Source organism: Achromobacter sp. 1011791174 (assembly GCF_059760925.1).
In genome coordinates this window covers 1-15,766 of record NZ_JCBANH010000042.1, presented here as the reverse complement: position 1 = coordinate 15,766, position 15,766 = coordinate 1, and the positions used below count along the sequence as shown (strand labels likewise).

Sequence of the window (15,766 nt, the reverse complement as noted above, 5' to 3'; positions counted from 1 at the left end):
TCGCATAGTGGATGCCCCCACGCTGCGCGCTCCAAGGGCGCTTGCTGCCCCCCGAGGGGGGCGCCCTTCCTTGGGGCGGCCCGGCGCAGGGGCGGGCCGCTCCCTCCGCCGGGCGTGCCTCGCAAAAACGACAGGTTCCAGACAGCTTTAATTCCTAGCCTTGCGGTCCTGCCCGTCTCCCCTTGCCGGGGCGGCTACGAATAACAACGATCCGTGGAGATACCCCATGCTTCTGACCCTGCTTGGCTTCGGCATGGTGATCACGTTCATGACGCTGATCATGACCAAGCGACTGTCGCCCCTGGTGGCGCTGATCCTGGTGCCCATCCTGTTCGCGTTGATGGGGGGCTTCGGCGCCGGCATCGACAAGATGATGCTGGACGGCATCCGCAAGATCGCGCCCACGGGCGTGATGCTGATGTTCGCCATCCTGTACTTCGGCGTGATGATCGACGCCGGCCTGTTCGATCCCATCGTCGGCCGCATCCTGCGCGCGGTGAAGGGCGATCCGCTGAAGATCGTGGTGGGCACCACCGTGCTGGCGCTGGTGATCTCGCTGGACGGCGACGGCTCGACCACCTACATGATCGTGGTGGCGTCGATGTTGCCGCTGTACCGCCGCCTGAAGATGAATCCGCTGTCCATGACCTGTCTGGCCATGCTGGCCAGCGGCATCATGAACCTGACGCCCTGGGGCGGGCCGACCGCGCGCGCCGCCAGCGCGTTGCATGTGGACGTGGGCGACATCTTCGTGCCGCTGGTGCCGGTGATGGGCGTGGCCATCGTGGCGCTGCTGGCGCTGGCCTTCGCGCTGGGCCTGAAGGAGCGCCGCCGCCTGGGCGTGCTGTCGCTGCCGGACGGCGCCACGCTGCACGCGGGCTACGACGAGGACGGCCCCAAGAACCTGCCCGAGATCGAGGTCGACCAGGACCTGCGCCGCCCGCGCCTGCTGTGGGTCAACGCCGCCCTGACGCTGGCGCTGATGGTCAGCCTGGTCATGGGCGTGCTGCCGCTGCCGGTGCTGTTCATGATCGCCTTCGCCATCGCGCTGATCATCAACTACCCGGACCTGGCCGAGCAGCGCCGCCGCGTGGCGCAGCACGCGGGCAACGTGCTGTCGGTGGTGTCGCTGATCTTCGCCGCCGGCATCTTCACTGGCATCCTGTCGGGCACGGGCATGGTCGAGGCCATGTCGCGCAGCCTGCTGGCCGTGCTCCCTGACGCCATGGGTCCGTACCTGGCCGGCATCACCGCGCTGGTGAGCCTGCCCTTCACCTTCTTCATGTCCAACGACGCGTTCTATTTTGGCGTGCTGCCGATCCTGAGCGAGGCGGCGCAGGGCTACGGCATCAGCGCCGTGGAAATGGCGCGCGCCTCGCTGATCGGCCAGCCGGTGCACCTGCTGAGCCCGCTGGTGCCGTCCACCTATCTGCTGGTCGGTCTGGCCGGCGTGGAATTCGGCGACCACCAGCGCTACGCGCTCAAGTGGGCCACGATGATCTGCCTGGTGATGCTGGCGGCTGCGCTGGCGTTCGGCTTGTTTCCCCTGGTCGGCAGCGTCGGCTGAGCCGGCGCGCCCTTGAAATAGGAGTTTCCATGGCTTTGCGCATTGCTTACGTCACCAGCGGCATGGGCCATACCGGCACCGCCATCTGCCAGGCGCTGCATCGCGCCGGCCACCGCGTGGTGGCAGGCTGCGGGCCGAAATCGTCCCGCAAGGATCACTGGCTGAAGGCGCAGAAGGCGCTGGGCTATGACTTCACCGCGTCCGAGGGCGACGCCACCGACTGGGAATCGACCCGCGCGGCCTTCGCGCGCGTGCGCGGCGAGGTCGGCGAGATCGACGTGCTGGTCAACAACGCCGGCGCCATGCTGGACATGCGGTTGCGGCAGATGGGCTATGCCGAGTGGTCGGCGGTGCTGCGCAGCAACCTGGACACGCTGTTCAATACCACCAAGCAGGTGGTCGACGGCATGGCCGACCGGGGCTGGGGCCGCATCATCAACATCGGTTCGGTGGCGGCCGAGAAGGGCCAGATCGGGCAGGTCAACTACGCCACGGCCAAGGGCGCGGCCATCGGCTTCACGCGCTCGCTGGCGCAGGAAGTCGCGGCGCGCGGCGTGACGGTCAACCTGGTGTCGCCCGGCTTCATCGCCGACGACACGGTCAAGGCCTTTCCGCCGGCGCTGCTGGATCGCATCGTGGAAAGCGTGCCGGTCGGCCGCCTGGGCACGCCGCAGGACCTGGCGGGGCTGTGCGCCTGGCTGGCCTCGGACGAGGCGGCCTTCGTGACGGGGGCGAACTACGCCATCAACGGCGGCGTGTACATGAGCTGAGGCGAGGGCGCTTGCCGCGCCCGCCGGCCCTAGCTGTTCAGGACCGGGCTGCCGTGGCGCCGCAGGAAGTCCGGGATGGACGAGGGCGTGCGCTTGCTGCCCTCCAGCCATTCCACGCGCCACTCGGTCAGACGTTCGCCGGTGTGGTGCTCGTAGCGGCCGGGCTCCGGCTCGTTGATGCATTCGTCCTGGCGCACCAGCACCAGCGGTTGCTCGGCTCCGGCCGTCTCGCGCGAGTAGGCGCTGGCTTCCTCGAAGGTGGCGAAGGCGCAGTAATAGTCGTCGCCGTCGTAGAGGTCCTCGCCGCCGTCGTGCGGGTGCACCCAGACGCGGTATTCCAGCACGGCGTCGTAGAAATAGCCGCCGCCGGACTTGGTCTGGGCGGGATATTCGCCGATCAGGTCGGCATCGACGGCGATGGGGAAGGCGGAGCGGAGAGAGGCGGGCATGGCAGAGGATTCCGGGCGCTGCAGGCGCTATGGGGGGATTGTAGGAAGCCTGACGGCCCGGGGCGCCCGCCGCGCCCCAGGTTTCCATTTCAGACGGTCACAAAGCCAAGCGGATCAAGGGTAAACCCTTAATAACCAAAAACCGCTTCAGCCCCGGTGCACCGAGACCCCGCCATCGACCAGCAGCGCCGTGCCGGTGGTGAAGCTGGACGCGTCCGACGCCAGGTACAGCGCCGAGCGCGCGATCTCGGCGGGCGTGGCCAGGCGCTTGAGCGCGTGCAGGTTCTCGACGTAGGCGCGGGCCTCGGGCGAGGCCATGGCGTCGCGCCCCATCGGCGTGTCGGTGCCGCCGGGCAGCAGCGCGTTCGCGCGGATGCCGCGCGCGCCATATTCCGAGGCGATGACCTGGGTCAGGCCGATCAGGCCGGCCTTGCTGGCCGCATAGGCGCCCATGCCGGGAAACCCCGCCGTGTAGCCGACGAAGGTGGACGTGAAGATCAGCGAGCCGCCGCCGCGCGCCAGCATGGCGGGAATCTGGTGGCGCGCGCCGAGGTAGGCGCTGGTCAGGTTGGCCTGCAGCACGTCCTGCCATTCCTGCGGTTCGATCTCGTGCAGCGGCCGCGACGGGCCCATGGCTCCCGCGTTGTTGAAGGCGATGTCCAGTCCGCCGAAGCGTTCCACGGCCGCCGTGACGGCGTCGCGCGCCAGTGCCTCGTCGCGCACGTCGCCGGCCACGGCCAGCGCCCGGCCGCCTGCGGCCTCGATGGCGGCGGCCAGCCTGTCCAGCTCGGCCGCGCGGCGCGCCACCAGCACCACGCTGGCGCCCTCGCGCGCATAGAGTTTTGCCGTTTCCAGCCCGATGCCGGAACTGGCGCCGGTGACGATGGCGACCTTGCCGGCCAGTTGTCCTGATGCTTGCATGCCCGATCTCCTGTGGTTGCGGGGTCAGGCCGTCAAGGTAGGCGAGGCGTCGGGGCGCGGCTATCCGTTTATTGCCGCGCCCCGGCCTTTTGCTACAGGCCCAAGGCCTTGCGCTCGTCGGCGCTCAGCCTGGCCAGCTGCGTGGCGTCCAGCGGACCGTCGCCCACCACCTGCACGGCGCCGTCGCGCCGGTACGTCGCCTGGCGCTCGGGCGAGGGGGCCGAGGCCCCCGGGCTGGATGCCGCGCCCGCCGTCGGCTCGTCGCCAAAGCCCAGGATCTGCACGCTGATGATCGAGGGCTGGTTCTGGCGCGCCTGGTTCTGCGCGCGCTGCGCCGAGTCCTGGGCGGCGCCGACGGCCGAGCTGGCGGCGGCGCTGGCCGACGACAGCGCACCGGTGTTGACCGAGGCGGCCACCGGCACGCCGACGCTCTCGCCCTGCGCCTTGATGTTGGCGGCGTTGAGCACCTGCTGGGCATGGATGTTGATGTTGCCCGACACGCGGATGCCGGCCTCGCCCGCGTCGATGGTGCCCAGCGGCGCGTACAGGTCCACGTCGCCGGCCGGCACTTCCGCGATGGGCGCCAGCGTGGCGATGCCGGCGCCGGTGGCGGGCGCCGACGGCGACAGCGCCACGTTGCCGATGCTGTCGTAGCGGCGGGTCGGCGGGGTGTAGACCACGGTGGTCTTGGAGCCGCGACCGGCGTTGATGTCGCCCTGCGCCGACCAGGCCAGGATGCTGCCGCCGAAGGTCGTCATGACGCGGCTCTGGCCCAGCAGTATGCTGTCGCGCGCATAGAACTGGATGTCGCCGCTGCCCTGGGTCAGTACGCCTGCCGTGGCCGGCGGGACCGCGCCTTCCACGCCGTAGACCTGCGCGCCGCCGGGCGTCAGCACCTGGATGTCGCCGCCGGCGCGCGTCTGCACTCCCGCGCCGCCATACATGGTGATGCCGCCGGCATAGTCGGCGCCGGCATCGCGCGCCGGGAACAGTGCGGCGATGGCCTGGCGGCCGCGCAGGAAGCTGCCCAGGCGCGGGCTGGACTTGGCGTTGTACTCGCGGCCGCCGGCGCGCAGCTCGGCGAAGTAGACCTGGCGCGCGAACACGCGCTGCTGCTCGGGCGGCAGCGCGTCGAAGTAGGCGCGCGCGTCGCTGGTGTTGCCGGCGAAGCCGTAGACCTGCGTCAGCCACAGCAGCAGTTCGTGTTCGTAGGTCTTGAACGGCAGGCCCTGGTCGGTCAGCGGCCGCGACGGATCGGCGACGCGGGACGGGTCCAGGTAGCGGCGCAGGAAGCCGGCGTAGTCGGCGCCCTGCGCGCCCAGGCCGGCCTGCATGGCGATGCCGGCGCCCGGGCGGGTGTCGCCCGGCACCACCGGCCCCAAGCTCAGCACGGCGGCCTGGTCCAGCATCTGGATGTTGCGGCCGGCGCTGATTTCCAGCGTGCCGGGCCCGGCCACGGTGAAGCTGCCGGCGATGATGTCGCGGCCGGCGCGCACCAGCGAGACGTCGCTCGCCTGGTCGTGGATGAACAGGTTGTTGGTGTAGCTGTAGCTGAACGGGAAGGGGCTCGACTCCAGCGGTCCCAGGGGGCTGCCGCTGCCGACGATGTCGCGTCCGGCCAGCATGCGCACGGCGCCCGCGCCCAGGTGCCACTGCCTGCCGGTCAGGTTTTCCGGCGGGCCGAAGCGCAGCAGGCGGCCGCTGCTGACGCCGACCAGGTCGCCGTCCATCGCGTAGAAGCGCGACGCCGCCCAGGGGCCGGCCGCCGCCGCCGCCGGCGAGCCGAAGGCGAACAGCACGCGCTCGCCGTAGGAGCCGTCCTGCGACAGCGTATTGGGGCCCCAGATGGCGGAGTTGAAATTGCCGTTCTTCACCATGCCGACGAAGGCGGGGCGGTAGGGCGAGGCCAGCGTGTCCAGCGATGCGCCGCTGCGCATGAGCGGCGCGTTGCCGCCGTAGATCGAATCGCCCGCCAGCAGGTCCAGGCGGCCGGCGGGACCGGGCGCCAGCAGCACGGGGGTCTTGTAGTAGATGCTGCCGTTGGCGGCCACGGCCGACAACTGCGACGGGTAGGTCACGACGCTGTCGTTCAGCGGCGTCACCGGCATGATGGGCGTCAGGTTGCCGCCGGCCGAGAACAGGTCGATGGCGGTGTTCGCGGTCCACAGCGAGAACCAGGTGTTGGCGCCGTACACGCCCGGCGTGCCATTGGCCTGGACATACGGCATGGACAGCGGCATGGGCGCGCGGCCCGGATCGTCGGCCTTCTCGATGGCCAGGTCGCCCAGGCTGCGCAGCCGGAAGGCGCTGTCGCCGGCGTACAGGGCGATGCCGCCCGTGGTCACGACGTCGGCCGCGCGGAACAGGTCCAGGGCGCGTGTGTCGCGCGCCGCCTTCACGCCGTACAGCGGATCGAGCCTGCCGAAGGACGCGGCCTGCAGCGAGGTCTGGCCGCGCAGGTTGGTGACCGAGCCGCTGGACTCGTAAGGCGTGGGCAAGGCCGGGTTCAGGGCGCCGCCCACGCGCAGCTCGATGTCGCCGCCGCCGGTCAGCGCCAGGCGGCCGTCGGCCTGCATGCGGCCGGTGCTGCCCACCGCCAGCACCAGGGCCTGGCTGCGCGGATTGATCTGGCGCAGGCCGTCGCTGACCAGGCGGGGTTGCTGCCGGCCGGCATCGCCGCCCACGTCCATGCTCAGGTTGCCGCCGCCCAGCGTGCCGAAGCCGGTGAAGCCGCGCAATTCGTCGGTGGGCTGGTTGATGTCGCCGGCCACGTAAGTGCCGAAGTTGATCCACCAGGCGGTGGGCTGCGCCTGGCCGATGGCCGCCGAGCCGGATCCCTGGCGCCAGAGCCAGTTGCCTGGCGTGTCGCTGTTGTAGCCGATGGAGGATGTCACCGGCCGGCCATAGGACGCCGGGGATGCGAGCATCACGTCGCCGATCAGGTTGGCGCCGGTGCGCACGGTCAGGTTGCCGCCGCCGTCCGGATACCAGGCGCGGTAGACGCTTTGCGCGCCGCCGTTGACGTAGGGCTCGAAGCCCTGGCTGGGATCGTTCGTCACCTTGCCGGCCAGGCCCCTCAGGCGCGGCTGGTTGTACGGGTCGCCGGCCTGGGTGGCGGTAGACGAGGCGCCGGCGGTATAGACGCCGTACAGCGAATGCATGCGCAGGTCGCCGCCGGCCAGCAGATCCAGGTCGCCGGTGCCGGTGCGCAGCACGCTGAAGCGCGCGGTCGCGGGAGCCGCCAGATAATCCTTGGGCTCCTTGGCCTTGCAGTAGTCGGGCACGTCCTTGCACATCAACGCGGCTGACGGGTAGCCGAAGTTGTCGATGATGAACTGCTCGTCGATCACCGTGCCGGCCAGCCAGGGCATGCCGATGTCGTCGGCGCCCTGCTGGGTCCACAGGAAGTTGCCGGGCGCGTCGAAGCCGTACATGCCGTAGTGGTTGTCGGCCAGCACCAGGTTGCCGCGCTTGACGCCATATTGCGTGGCGCGCGTGTCGGCGCCGTCCAGGTCGGCGCCGCCGACCAGGCGCATCGACCAGGACTGCGAGCCTTCCGGCAGCATGGGCGCCACGGCCCAGACCTTGCCCTGCGCGTCGTTGACGACAGGACGCAGGTCCACGTATTGCACGCCGGGATTGAGCTTGACGTTGGCGCCGGACGGAATCAGCGCGCCGCGCGGCAGGATGACGTTGCGCGCCAGCGTCAGCAGGTTGGAGCCATAGGGGACGTTCGGCAGGTTGGGCAGCGCGATGCCTGCGGGCCATTCGGTCGTGGCCAGGAAGGTCATGGCCGTGATGCGCCAGCCGGCGGCCAGTTTCGCGCCCGCGGCCAGCGTGCGAGGCTGCGCCAGCACGGTGCCGGCGGCCAGCGCCACGCTGCCGTCCGCGTTGAGCACGGCGGCCGACAGGATGGCGCCGGCCGGCAGCGTCAGCGGCTGGGCCAGCGCCGCCGTCACGGGCAGCACGGAGCCGGGCTCCAGCGTGAAGCTCGACAGCGTCACGCCGTAGTTCAGCACCACGCCGCCGGGGATCTGCGTGCCGGCGGCCAGCTCCACGCCGGCGTGTGGCGTGACCATGTCGCCGCCGGTGTAGTCCACGCCCGGCAGCAGGCGCCAGCCCTTGGCGTCCTGCTTCACGTCCGGGGGCGGCGCGAAGCCGTCGTTGATGCTGCCGTGGATCTGCAGGTCGCCGCCGGCGCGGATCACCAGGTTGCCGACTTCGCCCGAGCCGTAGACGCCGGTCAGCGGGGTGTGCGGGTTGAGGCTGGCGTAGCGGTAGCGGGACAGGTCCAGGTCGCCCTGCACCACCAGGTCGCCGTCGGGCGTGGCGCTGCGGATCTCGATGCCGGGGCGCAGGTGCAGCGCGCCGGCATAGGGGCGCAGGCCGGCCAGCTTGCCGTCGACCAGGTTGGCGTTGGCCAGCGCCTGGGTGATGAAGGCGCGGCTGTCGTCGTGCAGGCGGTCCAGGTAGTCCTGGTCGATGATTTGATAGGGCTTGCCGGCGGCAGTGGTTTCGGTGCCTGGGTTGGCGCTGCGGTCGACCCAGACGCCGTTGACGGCGATGCTGCGCGCGCCGCGGATGTCCAGCGGGCCGCGCGCCTCGATGTCGATGTCGCCGCCGCGCGCGCCGTTCAGGCGCGGCGCGTTCAGTTCCAGCGTGCCGCGCGGCTTGCCGTCCTGGCGCGGGTCGTCGCTGCCGGCGCGCAGGTCGATGCGCGCGCCGCCGTCCAGGCGCAGCGTGCCCTGGCCGGCCTTGAGTTCGACGATGGCGCGGTTGGGCGCGTCGATGATCTGGCCGTAGCTGTCGACGCGCAGCGTGGTGCCGTGCGCGTCCAGCACGGCGTTGGACGCCAGGCGCAGGCCGTCGCGCGCCGACAGGCGGATGCTGCCCACGCTGACGCCGCTGGCGTCGATGCGGCCGGCCACCGTGAGGCTGCCGGCGTCGACCGAAATATTGACTTCGCGGGCGCGGACTTCGTCGCCGATGGTCAGGTCGCCGCGCTTGATCTGGAAGCTGCGCGCGCCATAGACCGAGCCCGCGTTCAGGCGCTGGTTCAGCGCGGTGAAATCCAGCTGCTGGGCGCGGATGTCGACGGCGCCCTGGGCATACGGCACGCGCGAGCCGCCGGTCTCGTAGTCGCCCGAGGCGCTGCCCAGGATGCGGCCTTGCAGGTCGACGCGGCCCGCGCCGGGATCCAGCGCGATGGCCGTCAGGCGGCCGGCGCGGTTGTAGCGGGCAGACAGGTCGATGACACTGCCGGCGGCCTGGGTGATGTCGCCGTGGCGGCTTTCCAGGATGGCCTCGCCGCCCCAGCTGTATTTGGTCAGCTCCTCGAACGGCACGGGCCGGCCCGCCAGGTCCAGCTGCGCCTGGCCGGTCAGGACCAGCGCCCGGTCGGCGCGCAGCGCCACCTTGCCCGAAGGCAGGGCGATGCGGCCGTCGATGTTGAGCTGGCCCGCGTCCAGTCCAAGTTCCGCGCCCAGGCCGCGTATCGCGCCGGCCTGCGCGCCGGCGGGCATGGCCAGGTTGATCGCGTCGCCGGCCTTGATCCGGTTGACCGAGCCGGCCTCGCCCGTGAGCAGCGGCGTGAACAGGTTCAGCGTGCCGCCGCTGTATTGCCAGCCGCCGGCGCTGTCGTAGGCGCCGCGCGTCTGGTACACGTTCAGGCTGCCGCGATGGTTGGCGGTGATGCGGTCGCTGGCGCGCAGGTTGACGTTGGCGAAACCCAGCGTCAGGCGCGCCTGGTCCAGGCCGCCGACGGGCTGGGTGTACGGGCCGTAGCCGAACTCGATGCGTTCGGCCTCGATGTTCAGCGACCCCTGGCCGGTGCCGGCGCCGTTGTTGACCACGCCGGCCGGCGCGCTGACCGCGCCGTTCCAGATCAGGTTGCCGGCGCGGATTGTGGCCGCATCGCCGGCCTGGCCGTAGCCGTAGATGGCCGGCGCGGTCAGCGCCAGCGTCCGCAGGCGCGACTTGCCGGTGGCCGGATCCAGCGTGTCCAGCACGACATTGTTGAAGAAGTTGAAGGAATCGCTGACGGCCAGCGTCAGCATTTCCAGCGCCGGCGCGCCGTGCTGCCGGTCGCCCGCCATCAGGCGGTCGAGCAGCGTCTGGTTCAGCGTCAGCCCGCTGGACAGGCCGCCGCGCGCGGCCGCGTCGGCCAGCGCCTGCTCGCTGCCGGCATTGACGCTGCCGACCGCCAGCGTCAGGTAGCGCGCGCCGTAGCGGGCGGCGTTGTCCAGTTCGAAGGCCTTGTTGGTGGCGAAGGCGATCGTGCCTTCCGAATAGAGCTGCGCCTCGCCCGCGCAGGTGGCGGGACCGCAGGCGCCGATGCGGATGGCGCCCGCGCCGACGGGCGGCTGGTCGGCATCGGGCGGCAGCAGGTTGATCCAGCCGTTGGACACCGCCACCACGCTGGCGGGGCCGGGCCTGTAGGTGAAGCCGGTCGACGAGTCGAAGCCCGGCGCGCCGCGTCCCACGGTGTTGATGGATGCGCCGCGTTCGATGACGATGCTGCCCGAGGGCACGCCGGCGACCAGGAAGACCTCGGCGCCCGTCAGCTGGGCGCCCGCGCGCAGCGCGATGCTCTGGAAGTGGGTGGTGCCGTAGCCGAAATAGACAATGTTGCCGATGTTCCGGTAGTCCACGGCCGGCGTGGCGCCCACCATCAGGCGCGGCGCGCCCAGGCGGTTGAGCTGGGCCGAGTCCAGCGAGAGGCCGTTGAATCCGGCGCTGCGGCCGGCGCCGGGCGCGGTGATTTCCAACGCGTCCTGCCAGCTGTTCATGGAAGCGACCGCGAGCGTGCCGCTGTTGCCGCCGCGAGCGGCCGAGAAATCGGCCCGGCCGGCGAAGCTGAAGGACTCGCCCGGCGCGTCCTTGGCCAGTAGCAGGCGCAGCGTGCGGGCATCGGCCGGCGCCAGCGCGCGCGGCTGTCCACGGCGCGCCGCGTCGGCCGCCACGAAGGCGGCGTAGTCCATTTCGTTGTACTGCGAGTACTGGCGCAGCACCTGGCCCGAGCTGATCAGCAACTGGCGCGGCACGGCGTCGGCGATGCCGGCCGAGGCATTGCCCAGGCGGCCGGCGATGGACCAGGAGCCATTGCGCAGCCGCAGCGCGCCGGCGGCATCCAGGCCGGGCGTCGCGCCGTTGATCTCGACGCGGAAGGCGCCGGGCATCAGGGCGTAGGTGGACGGCATCAGCGTGTAGGTGCCGGCCGGCAATCCGGGAACGCCGGCGCCGATGGTGACCTGCTGGCCGATCTGCGGCTGGCTCTGGCCCGCGTCCGGCGCGGTCGGCGCGGCCATGGGCTGGGCGCCCGGCACCAGCGCGTAGACGGGATTGGTGGACAGGCCGGGCAGGGTGAAGCCGCCTTGCGGATTGGTCTGCGCCAGCGGATTGAAGCGCGCGTCGGTGGAGCCGCCGCGGCCCGAGATGAAACCCGCGCCCAGCAGCTGCCCGCCGCCGGACAGGTCCACCAGCGCGTTGTCGCCGACCTGCACGGTCTGGCCGGCGAGCTGCAGGCCCACGGACAGGCTGCCATGGTATTCCCCGCCGCCCTGGCCGGTCAGGCGCACGTCCTGCCCCAGCCATTGATAGCCGACGCCGTCGACGGTGCCGCCGTAGGGCATCGTCAGGCCGCGTCCGCTGACGGAGGTGACGCTGCCGGGCAGCAGCGTCACGCGCGAGGTGAGGCCGTTGGTGCTCGCCTCGCCGATCTCCAGCAGGCCGAGCGGCGCGCGCAGCACGCCGCCCTGTTCGATGATGTCGGCCGCGAGCCGCAACGTGCCGAAGGCGCTGTAGGGCATGTCCGGCAACTGATCGGCGGCGCGCCGGATCACGAGGCGGCTGCCGGCCTCGAAACCCGGTTGGCCGTCGCGCTTGCCGCCCACGCCCGCCGCCACGCGCACGACGGCGCCGGTCTCGGGATAGATCTGGGCGGCAGTCAGCGTCAGGTCGCCGGGCGTGGCGAACTGCGTGGTGAGGACGGCGCTCGAGTCCCGGTTCAGCGCGCCCAGGCCGCCCAGGATGCGGATGTCGCCACGGCTGACCAGTTCGGCCATGGGGAAGCCCAGGCCGGTGTAGCGCGTCGGTCCCGAGGCCGGATGCGTGATGGCCAGGGGGCCGAGCGTGACGTTGTCGCGCAGGTCGATCAGGCCGGCTTCGGCGCGCAGCACGGATGCACTGACGCGATTGCTGGTGATTGGCGCCGGCAGCGGCCGCTGGTAGCCCTCGCGGCTATTGCCGTCGGTGGCGCCGGCCAGCATGATGTAGGGCGCGGCCAGCCGAACGCGCGCCGTCGGCGCGGCATCGGGCGTCATGGCGAGGGTCCGGCTGAACAGGCGCAGGCTCTGGCCCAGGTTCAGCGTGACGTCGCCGGCGAAGCTGAGCAGGCCATTGGACAGCAGGTCCAGCGCGCCGAAGCCGCCTTGCTCCAGCTGGTCGGCGCCCAGCGTGGCGTGGCCATAGGCCAGCTTGTCGGCGGCCGTGGCGGGATTGTCCAGCGCGGCAGGCAAGCCCGCCGTCGCCTTGTCCGACAGCACGAAGTCGCGCGGCGCCTTGACCCGGTCCTGGATCGCGCTGCTCTTGTATTCCGGCGTGTCCAGCCCCAGCGCCAGGCGGCCGCCGGCCGCGCCGGCGCCGCCCGAACGCGCGATCATCTGTCCGTCCAGGTACAGGCCGTTGGCCGAGCTGATGGCGATCAGCCCGCCGGCGCTGGCGGCGGCCACCGGCGCGCCGTTGGCCAGCAGGCTGGCGGAGGCGCCGGATGCGTCCAGCCGGCTGCCCGGCCGCAGCACGATGAACAGGTCCGGCGCGGCCACGTTGCCCTTGGCGACGTTGACCACGCCGCCCAGCGTGATGCTGCCGCCATCCTGCAGCAGGCCGTAGGACTGGCCCTTGAGGTTGACCGCCGTGGCCCACGTCCAGCACGGCGTGTTCGCCGACCCAGAGCGAGCGGCCGGAGCCGGTCGCCATCATCTCGTCCATGGTCGTGTCGCGCAGCGCGGTCACCGCGATGCGGCCCGACCAGGCCTGCAGCGTGCCGTTCAGCGTGATCTGGCCGATGCCGGCCAGGTTGATGCGCTGGCCCGGGTCGACCGCCACCAGCGAACCTTCCGCCAGCGTCAGGCCGACGCGGGACAGCTCGTTCTGCGCGGTCTGCAGCGTGCCGCTCTGCAGGGTCAGGCTGGCGCCCTTGCGCTGCGTCAGCACGCTCTTGACCGCGTCTTCCTGGTAGAGCGGCGGCGTCCAGGCCTGCAGGGCCCGCGTCTTGTCCGTCGCGGCGGCGGCGTCCGGCGCCAGGCGCAGCAGCGGCATCGAGACGCGCAGCTGCGCGCCTTCGACGACTTCCAGGCCGCGCGTGCCGATCAGTTCGTATTGCGAGAAGCCCTGCGCGAAGTCGCTGTCCGCCAGCACCGACACGCCGGCGGGCGAGGCCTGGCCGCGCTGCTCGGCGCGCACCACGCGGATCTGGTTGGCCTGCAGGGTCAGCTTGCCGCCGCCGTCCACGCCGCGCGCGGCCAGCGCGCCGTCCAGCGCCAGTACGCCGGGCGACCCCGCCGATCCGGCCTCCAGCAGCAGATCGCCGCCCCGGCCGGCCAGGGCCTTGCCGCCGCTCTGGATGGCGGCCCCGCCGCTCACGTCCACCAGGCTGCCCTGGCCGAGCGCGATGCTGCCGGTGCTGCGCAGCGCCACCTGTCCGCCGTTGCGGCGCGCCAGGCCGGGCGAGGCGGCGGGATCGAGCGCGGCATTGGTCCACAGGCCGCTGACATCGAGCGTGGCGCCCGCCGCCAGCGTGACGCCGGCGGGCTTGCCGGTCGCGGGCCGGACGAGGACGTCCTCGATCGCGCCACGGTCGTTGACCTGCCTGAGCACGTTGCCGGCCTGGATGCGGCCGCCCTGTGCGGCGATGCCGGCCTGGATGTCGACCTGCGGCGCGTACAGCAGCACGCCGGTGCCGGGGGCGAACCCCAGCGCCTGTTCGACGGCGATCCTTTCCTTGGCGGCCACGGTCAGCTGACCCGGATTGACCGCGTTCAGCCAGGCGGCGTCCAGGCGTATCTCGCCGTCGGCGGCCGGACCGCCGCCGATGGATACCTTGCCGGCCAGCGCGGCCAGGGCCCAGTTCACCTGGCCGCTGTCGGCGTCGTAGCGCGGCAGATAGCTGCCGACGATCAGGCGGCCGCGGCGCGCCACGGTCGTCTGCGACTGCAGATAGCCGTCCATGTCCCATTGCGGCGCGTCGGTCTGGCGCGGGCCCTGGTAGACCTCGCCGGTGACGCCGCCTTCCAGCCGGGCCTGCCCGGTCGAGACGATCAGGGCGCCGGCGTCGCGGCCGACGGTGTAGCCGTTCTCGAACCGCGTCCGGGGGCCGATCAAGGGGTTGTAGAAGACCCGCGTGGCCTTGTCGCCCCAGCGCTGGTGCACCTGCTCGAAGCCCTTGTACAGGCCGGTGTAGAGCAGGTCGCCGGGCGCGCGCGACACGTCGTAGAGGCGGCCGTCGGCGCCGCGCAGCCAGCTCTGGCGGATGTACCCGTCCTGCACGTCCAGCGTGCCGCCGGACAGGTTGATGTCCGAGCCGGCGTGGGTGACCAGCGCGCCGCCGGTGAAGGTGGCGGTGCCGCCCTGGGCCAGCCATTCGCTTGCCGTGCGCCCGCTGGTGGCCAGGTAGCCGCCCACTTCCAGCAGGCCGCCGCCGGTGTACCAGCGCTCGCCGGCATAGCCGTTGGCGCCGCCCGGCACCTTGACCAGCGTGCGCCGGTCGATCCAGATCTCGCTGTTGTTCAGCAGCTTGCTGTCCCGGTTGACCGGCGCGTCGCGCTGTTCATTGCCCTGGACGTCGATCTTCAGATTGTTCGATTCCATGGCCAGGCGCACGCCGATGGCGCCCGCCACGTCCAGCCGCGCGCCGGCGTCGAGCAGGGTCTGCCTGCGCGCCGACACGGCGATCTGGCCGCCGGTGGCCAGCGTGGTCGAGCCGTCCAGGAACGAGGCCAGGTTGCCGCTCACCACTTCGATGCGCGGCAGGTCCGGGCGGTCGGCCACCGTGCTCAGGTTGTCGAAGACGCCGGCCGTGTTGTTGTTGGCGAGGCCGTCCAGCGTCTTGAGCGCGGCGGTGCGCTGGCCCTCCAGGCCGGTCACGGCGGATGGCTCCAGCAGCACGGCGGTGACGCTGCCCGCGCCCAGCGTCACGCTGCCGCTGGCGTCGCTGGCGCGGTTCAGCAGGTGGATGGCGCCGCGCGCGCCGATGTCGGTGCTGGCGACCAGCACGCCGTCCTGCCGGATCTGATGGCCGGTCAGCGTGATGTCGCCGGTGGTGGCGCTGATCAGGCCGCTGTTGCGCACCAGGCCCGCCGTGCTGGCGGGCTTGAGCGTGGCGCTGACTTCATTGCCGGCCGTGGTGGACTTGAGGTTGCCGTCGGTGCCGTAGCCCTTGCGGATGTAGAAGTCGTCGCCGGCCGCCAGCGCGGTCTGGCCGCCAGGCGTGGCGATGGCGCCGGCGTTGTGGACCTCGCGGCCCAGCAGCAGCACGTAGCCGCCGCCCTTGGTCGCGGTGGTGGACGCGGCGGTGTCGATGCGCGCGCCTGCCTGCACCTGTATCTGCCCCAGCGCGTCCTTGAAGGTGGGCTGCGTGCCGTTGGCATCGGTATAGATGCCCTTGTCGCGGAACTGCTGGTCGGTGATGGTGGCGGCGGCGGCCACCAGGTTGCGCGCGTTGACCTGGCTGGTGCCGGTGAAGATCACGCCGTTCTGGTTGACCACCAGCACGGTGCCGTCGGCCTTGATCGCGCCGTGGATCTCGCTGGGTTTCGCGGACGCGCCGACCACGCGGTTCAGCGCCGCGTCGGACGCGTTCTGCTTGAATTGCAGCGTGGTGTTGCGGCCGACGTTGAAGCTGTCCCAGTTCAGGATGGCGCGCGACTGCGTCTGCTCGATGGTCACGACCTGGCGGCCATCGGCCGTGCTCTTCTGCGGCGCCTTGGCGCCTTCCCATTTGGCCTGCGCGCCCTCGGCCGCCCACAGGCCGCCCGGCGTCAGTCCGTCCGGCACGCCGGCGC

The 15,766-nt window shown here is 71.7% G+C and carries 5 protein-coding genes; 2 read left to right on the top strand and 3 right to left on the bottom strand.

All coding sequences use genetic code 11. The features are described 5' to 3' along the window. Nucleotides 1-226 precede the first annotated feature (226 nt). Together AC6LJ5_RS16025 and phbB are read left to right on the top strand one after the other, a co-directional pair. On the top strand, nt 227-1,567 hold the full coding sequence (locus AC6LJ5_RS16025; RefSeq protein WP_498140979.1) for a CitMHS family transporter: 1,341 nt from the start codon (nt 227-229) through the stop codon (nt 1,565-1,567). Nucleotides 1,568-1,596: 29 nt separating this feature from the next. Then, the gene (gene phbB, locus AC6LJ5_RS16020) at nt 1,597-2,337 is read left to right on the top strand and encodes an acetoacetyl-CoA reductase (protein WP_103273015.1); all 741 of its coding nucleotides are present in this window, start codon (nt 1,597-1,599) and stop codon (nt 2,335-2,337) included. 29 nt (nt 2,338-2,366) lie between these two features. Here phbB and AC6LJ5_RS16015 read toward each other — a convergent pair whose 3' ends face one another. The 3 genes from AC6LJ5_RS16015 to AC6LJ5_RS16005 form a co-directional block, all read right to left on the bottom strand. Beyond that, a complete protein-coding gene (locus AC6LJ5_RS16015; protein WP_103273016.1) occupies nt 2,367-2,786 on the bottom strand; it encodes a GCN5 family acetyltransferase in 420 nt (139 codons plus the stop codon). Nucleotides 2,787-2,933: 147 nt separating this feature from the next. Then, entirely contained in the window at nt 2,934-3,707 is a 774-nt protein-coding gene (locus AC6LJ5_RS16010; RefSeq protein ID WP_103273017.1) for an SDR family oxidoreductase, read from the bottom strand. Nucleotides 3,708-3,799: 92 nt separating this feature from the next. Beyond that, the gene (locus tag AC6LJ5_RS16005; RefSeq protein WP_498140978.1) at nt 3,800-12,553 is read right to left on the bottom strand and encodes a putative filamentous hemagglutinin family protein; all 8,754 of its coding nucleotides are present in this window, start codon (nt 12,551-12,553) and stop codon (nt 3,800-3,802) included. Nucleotides 12,554-15,766: the final 3,213 nt, after the last annotated feature.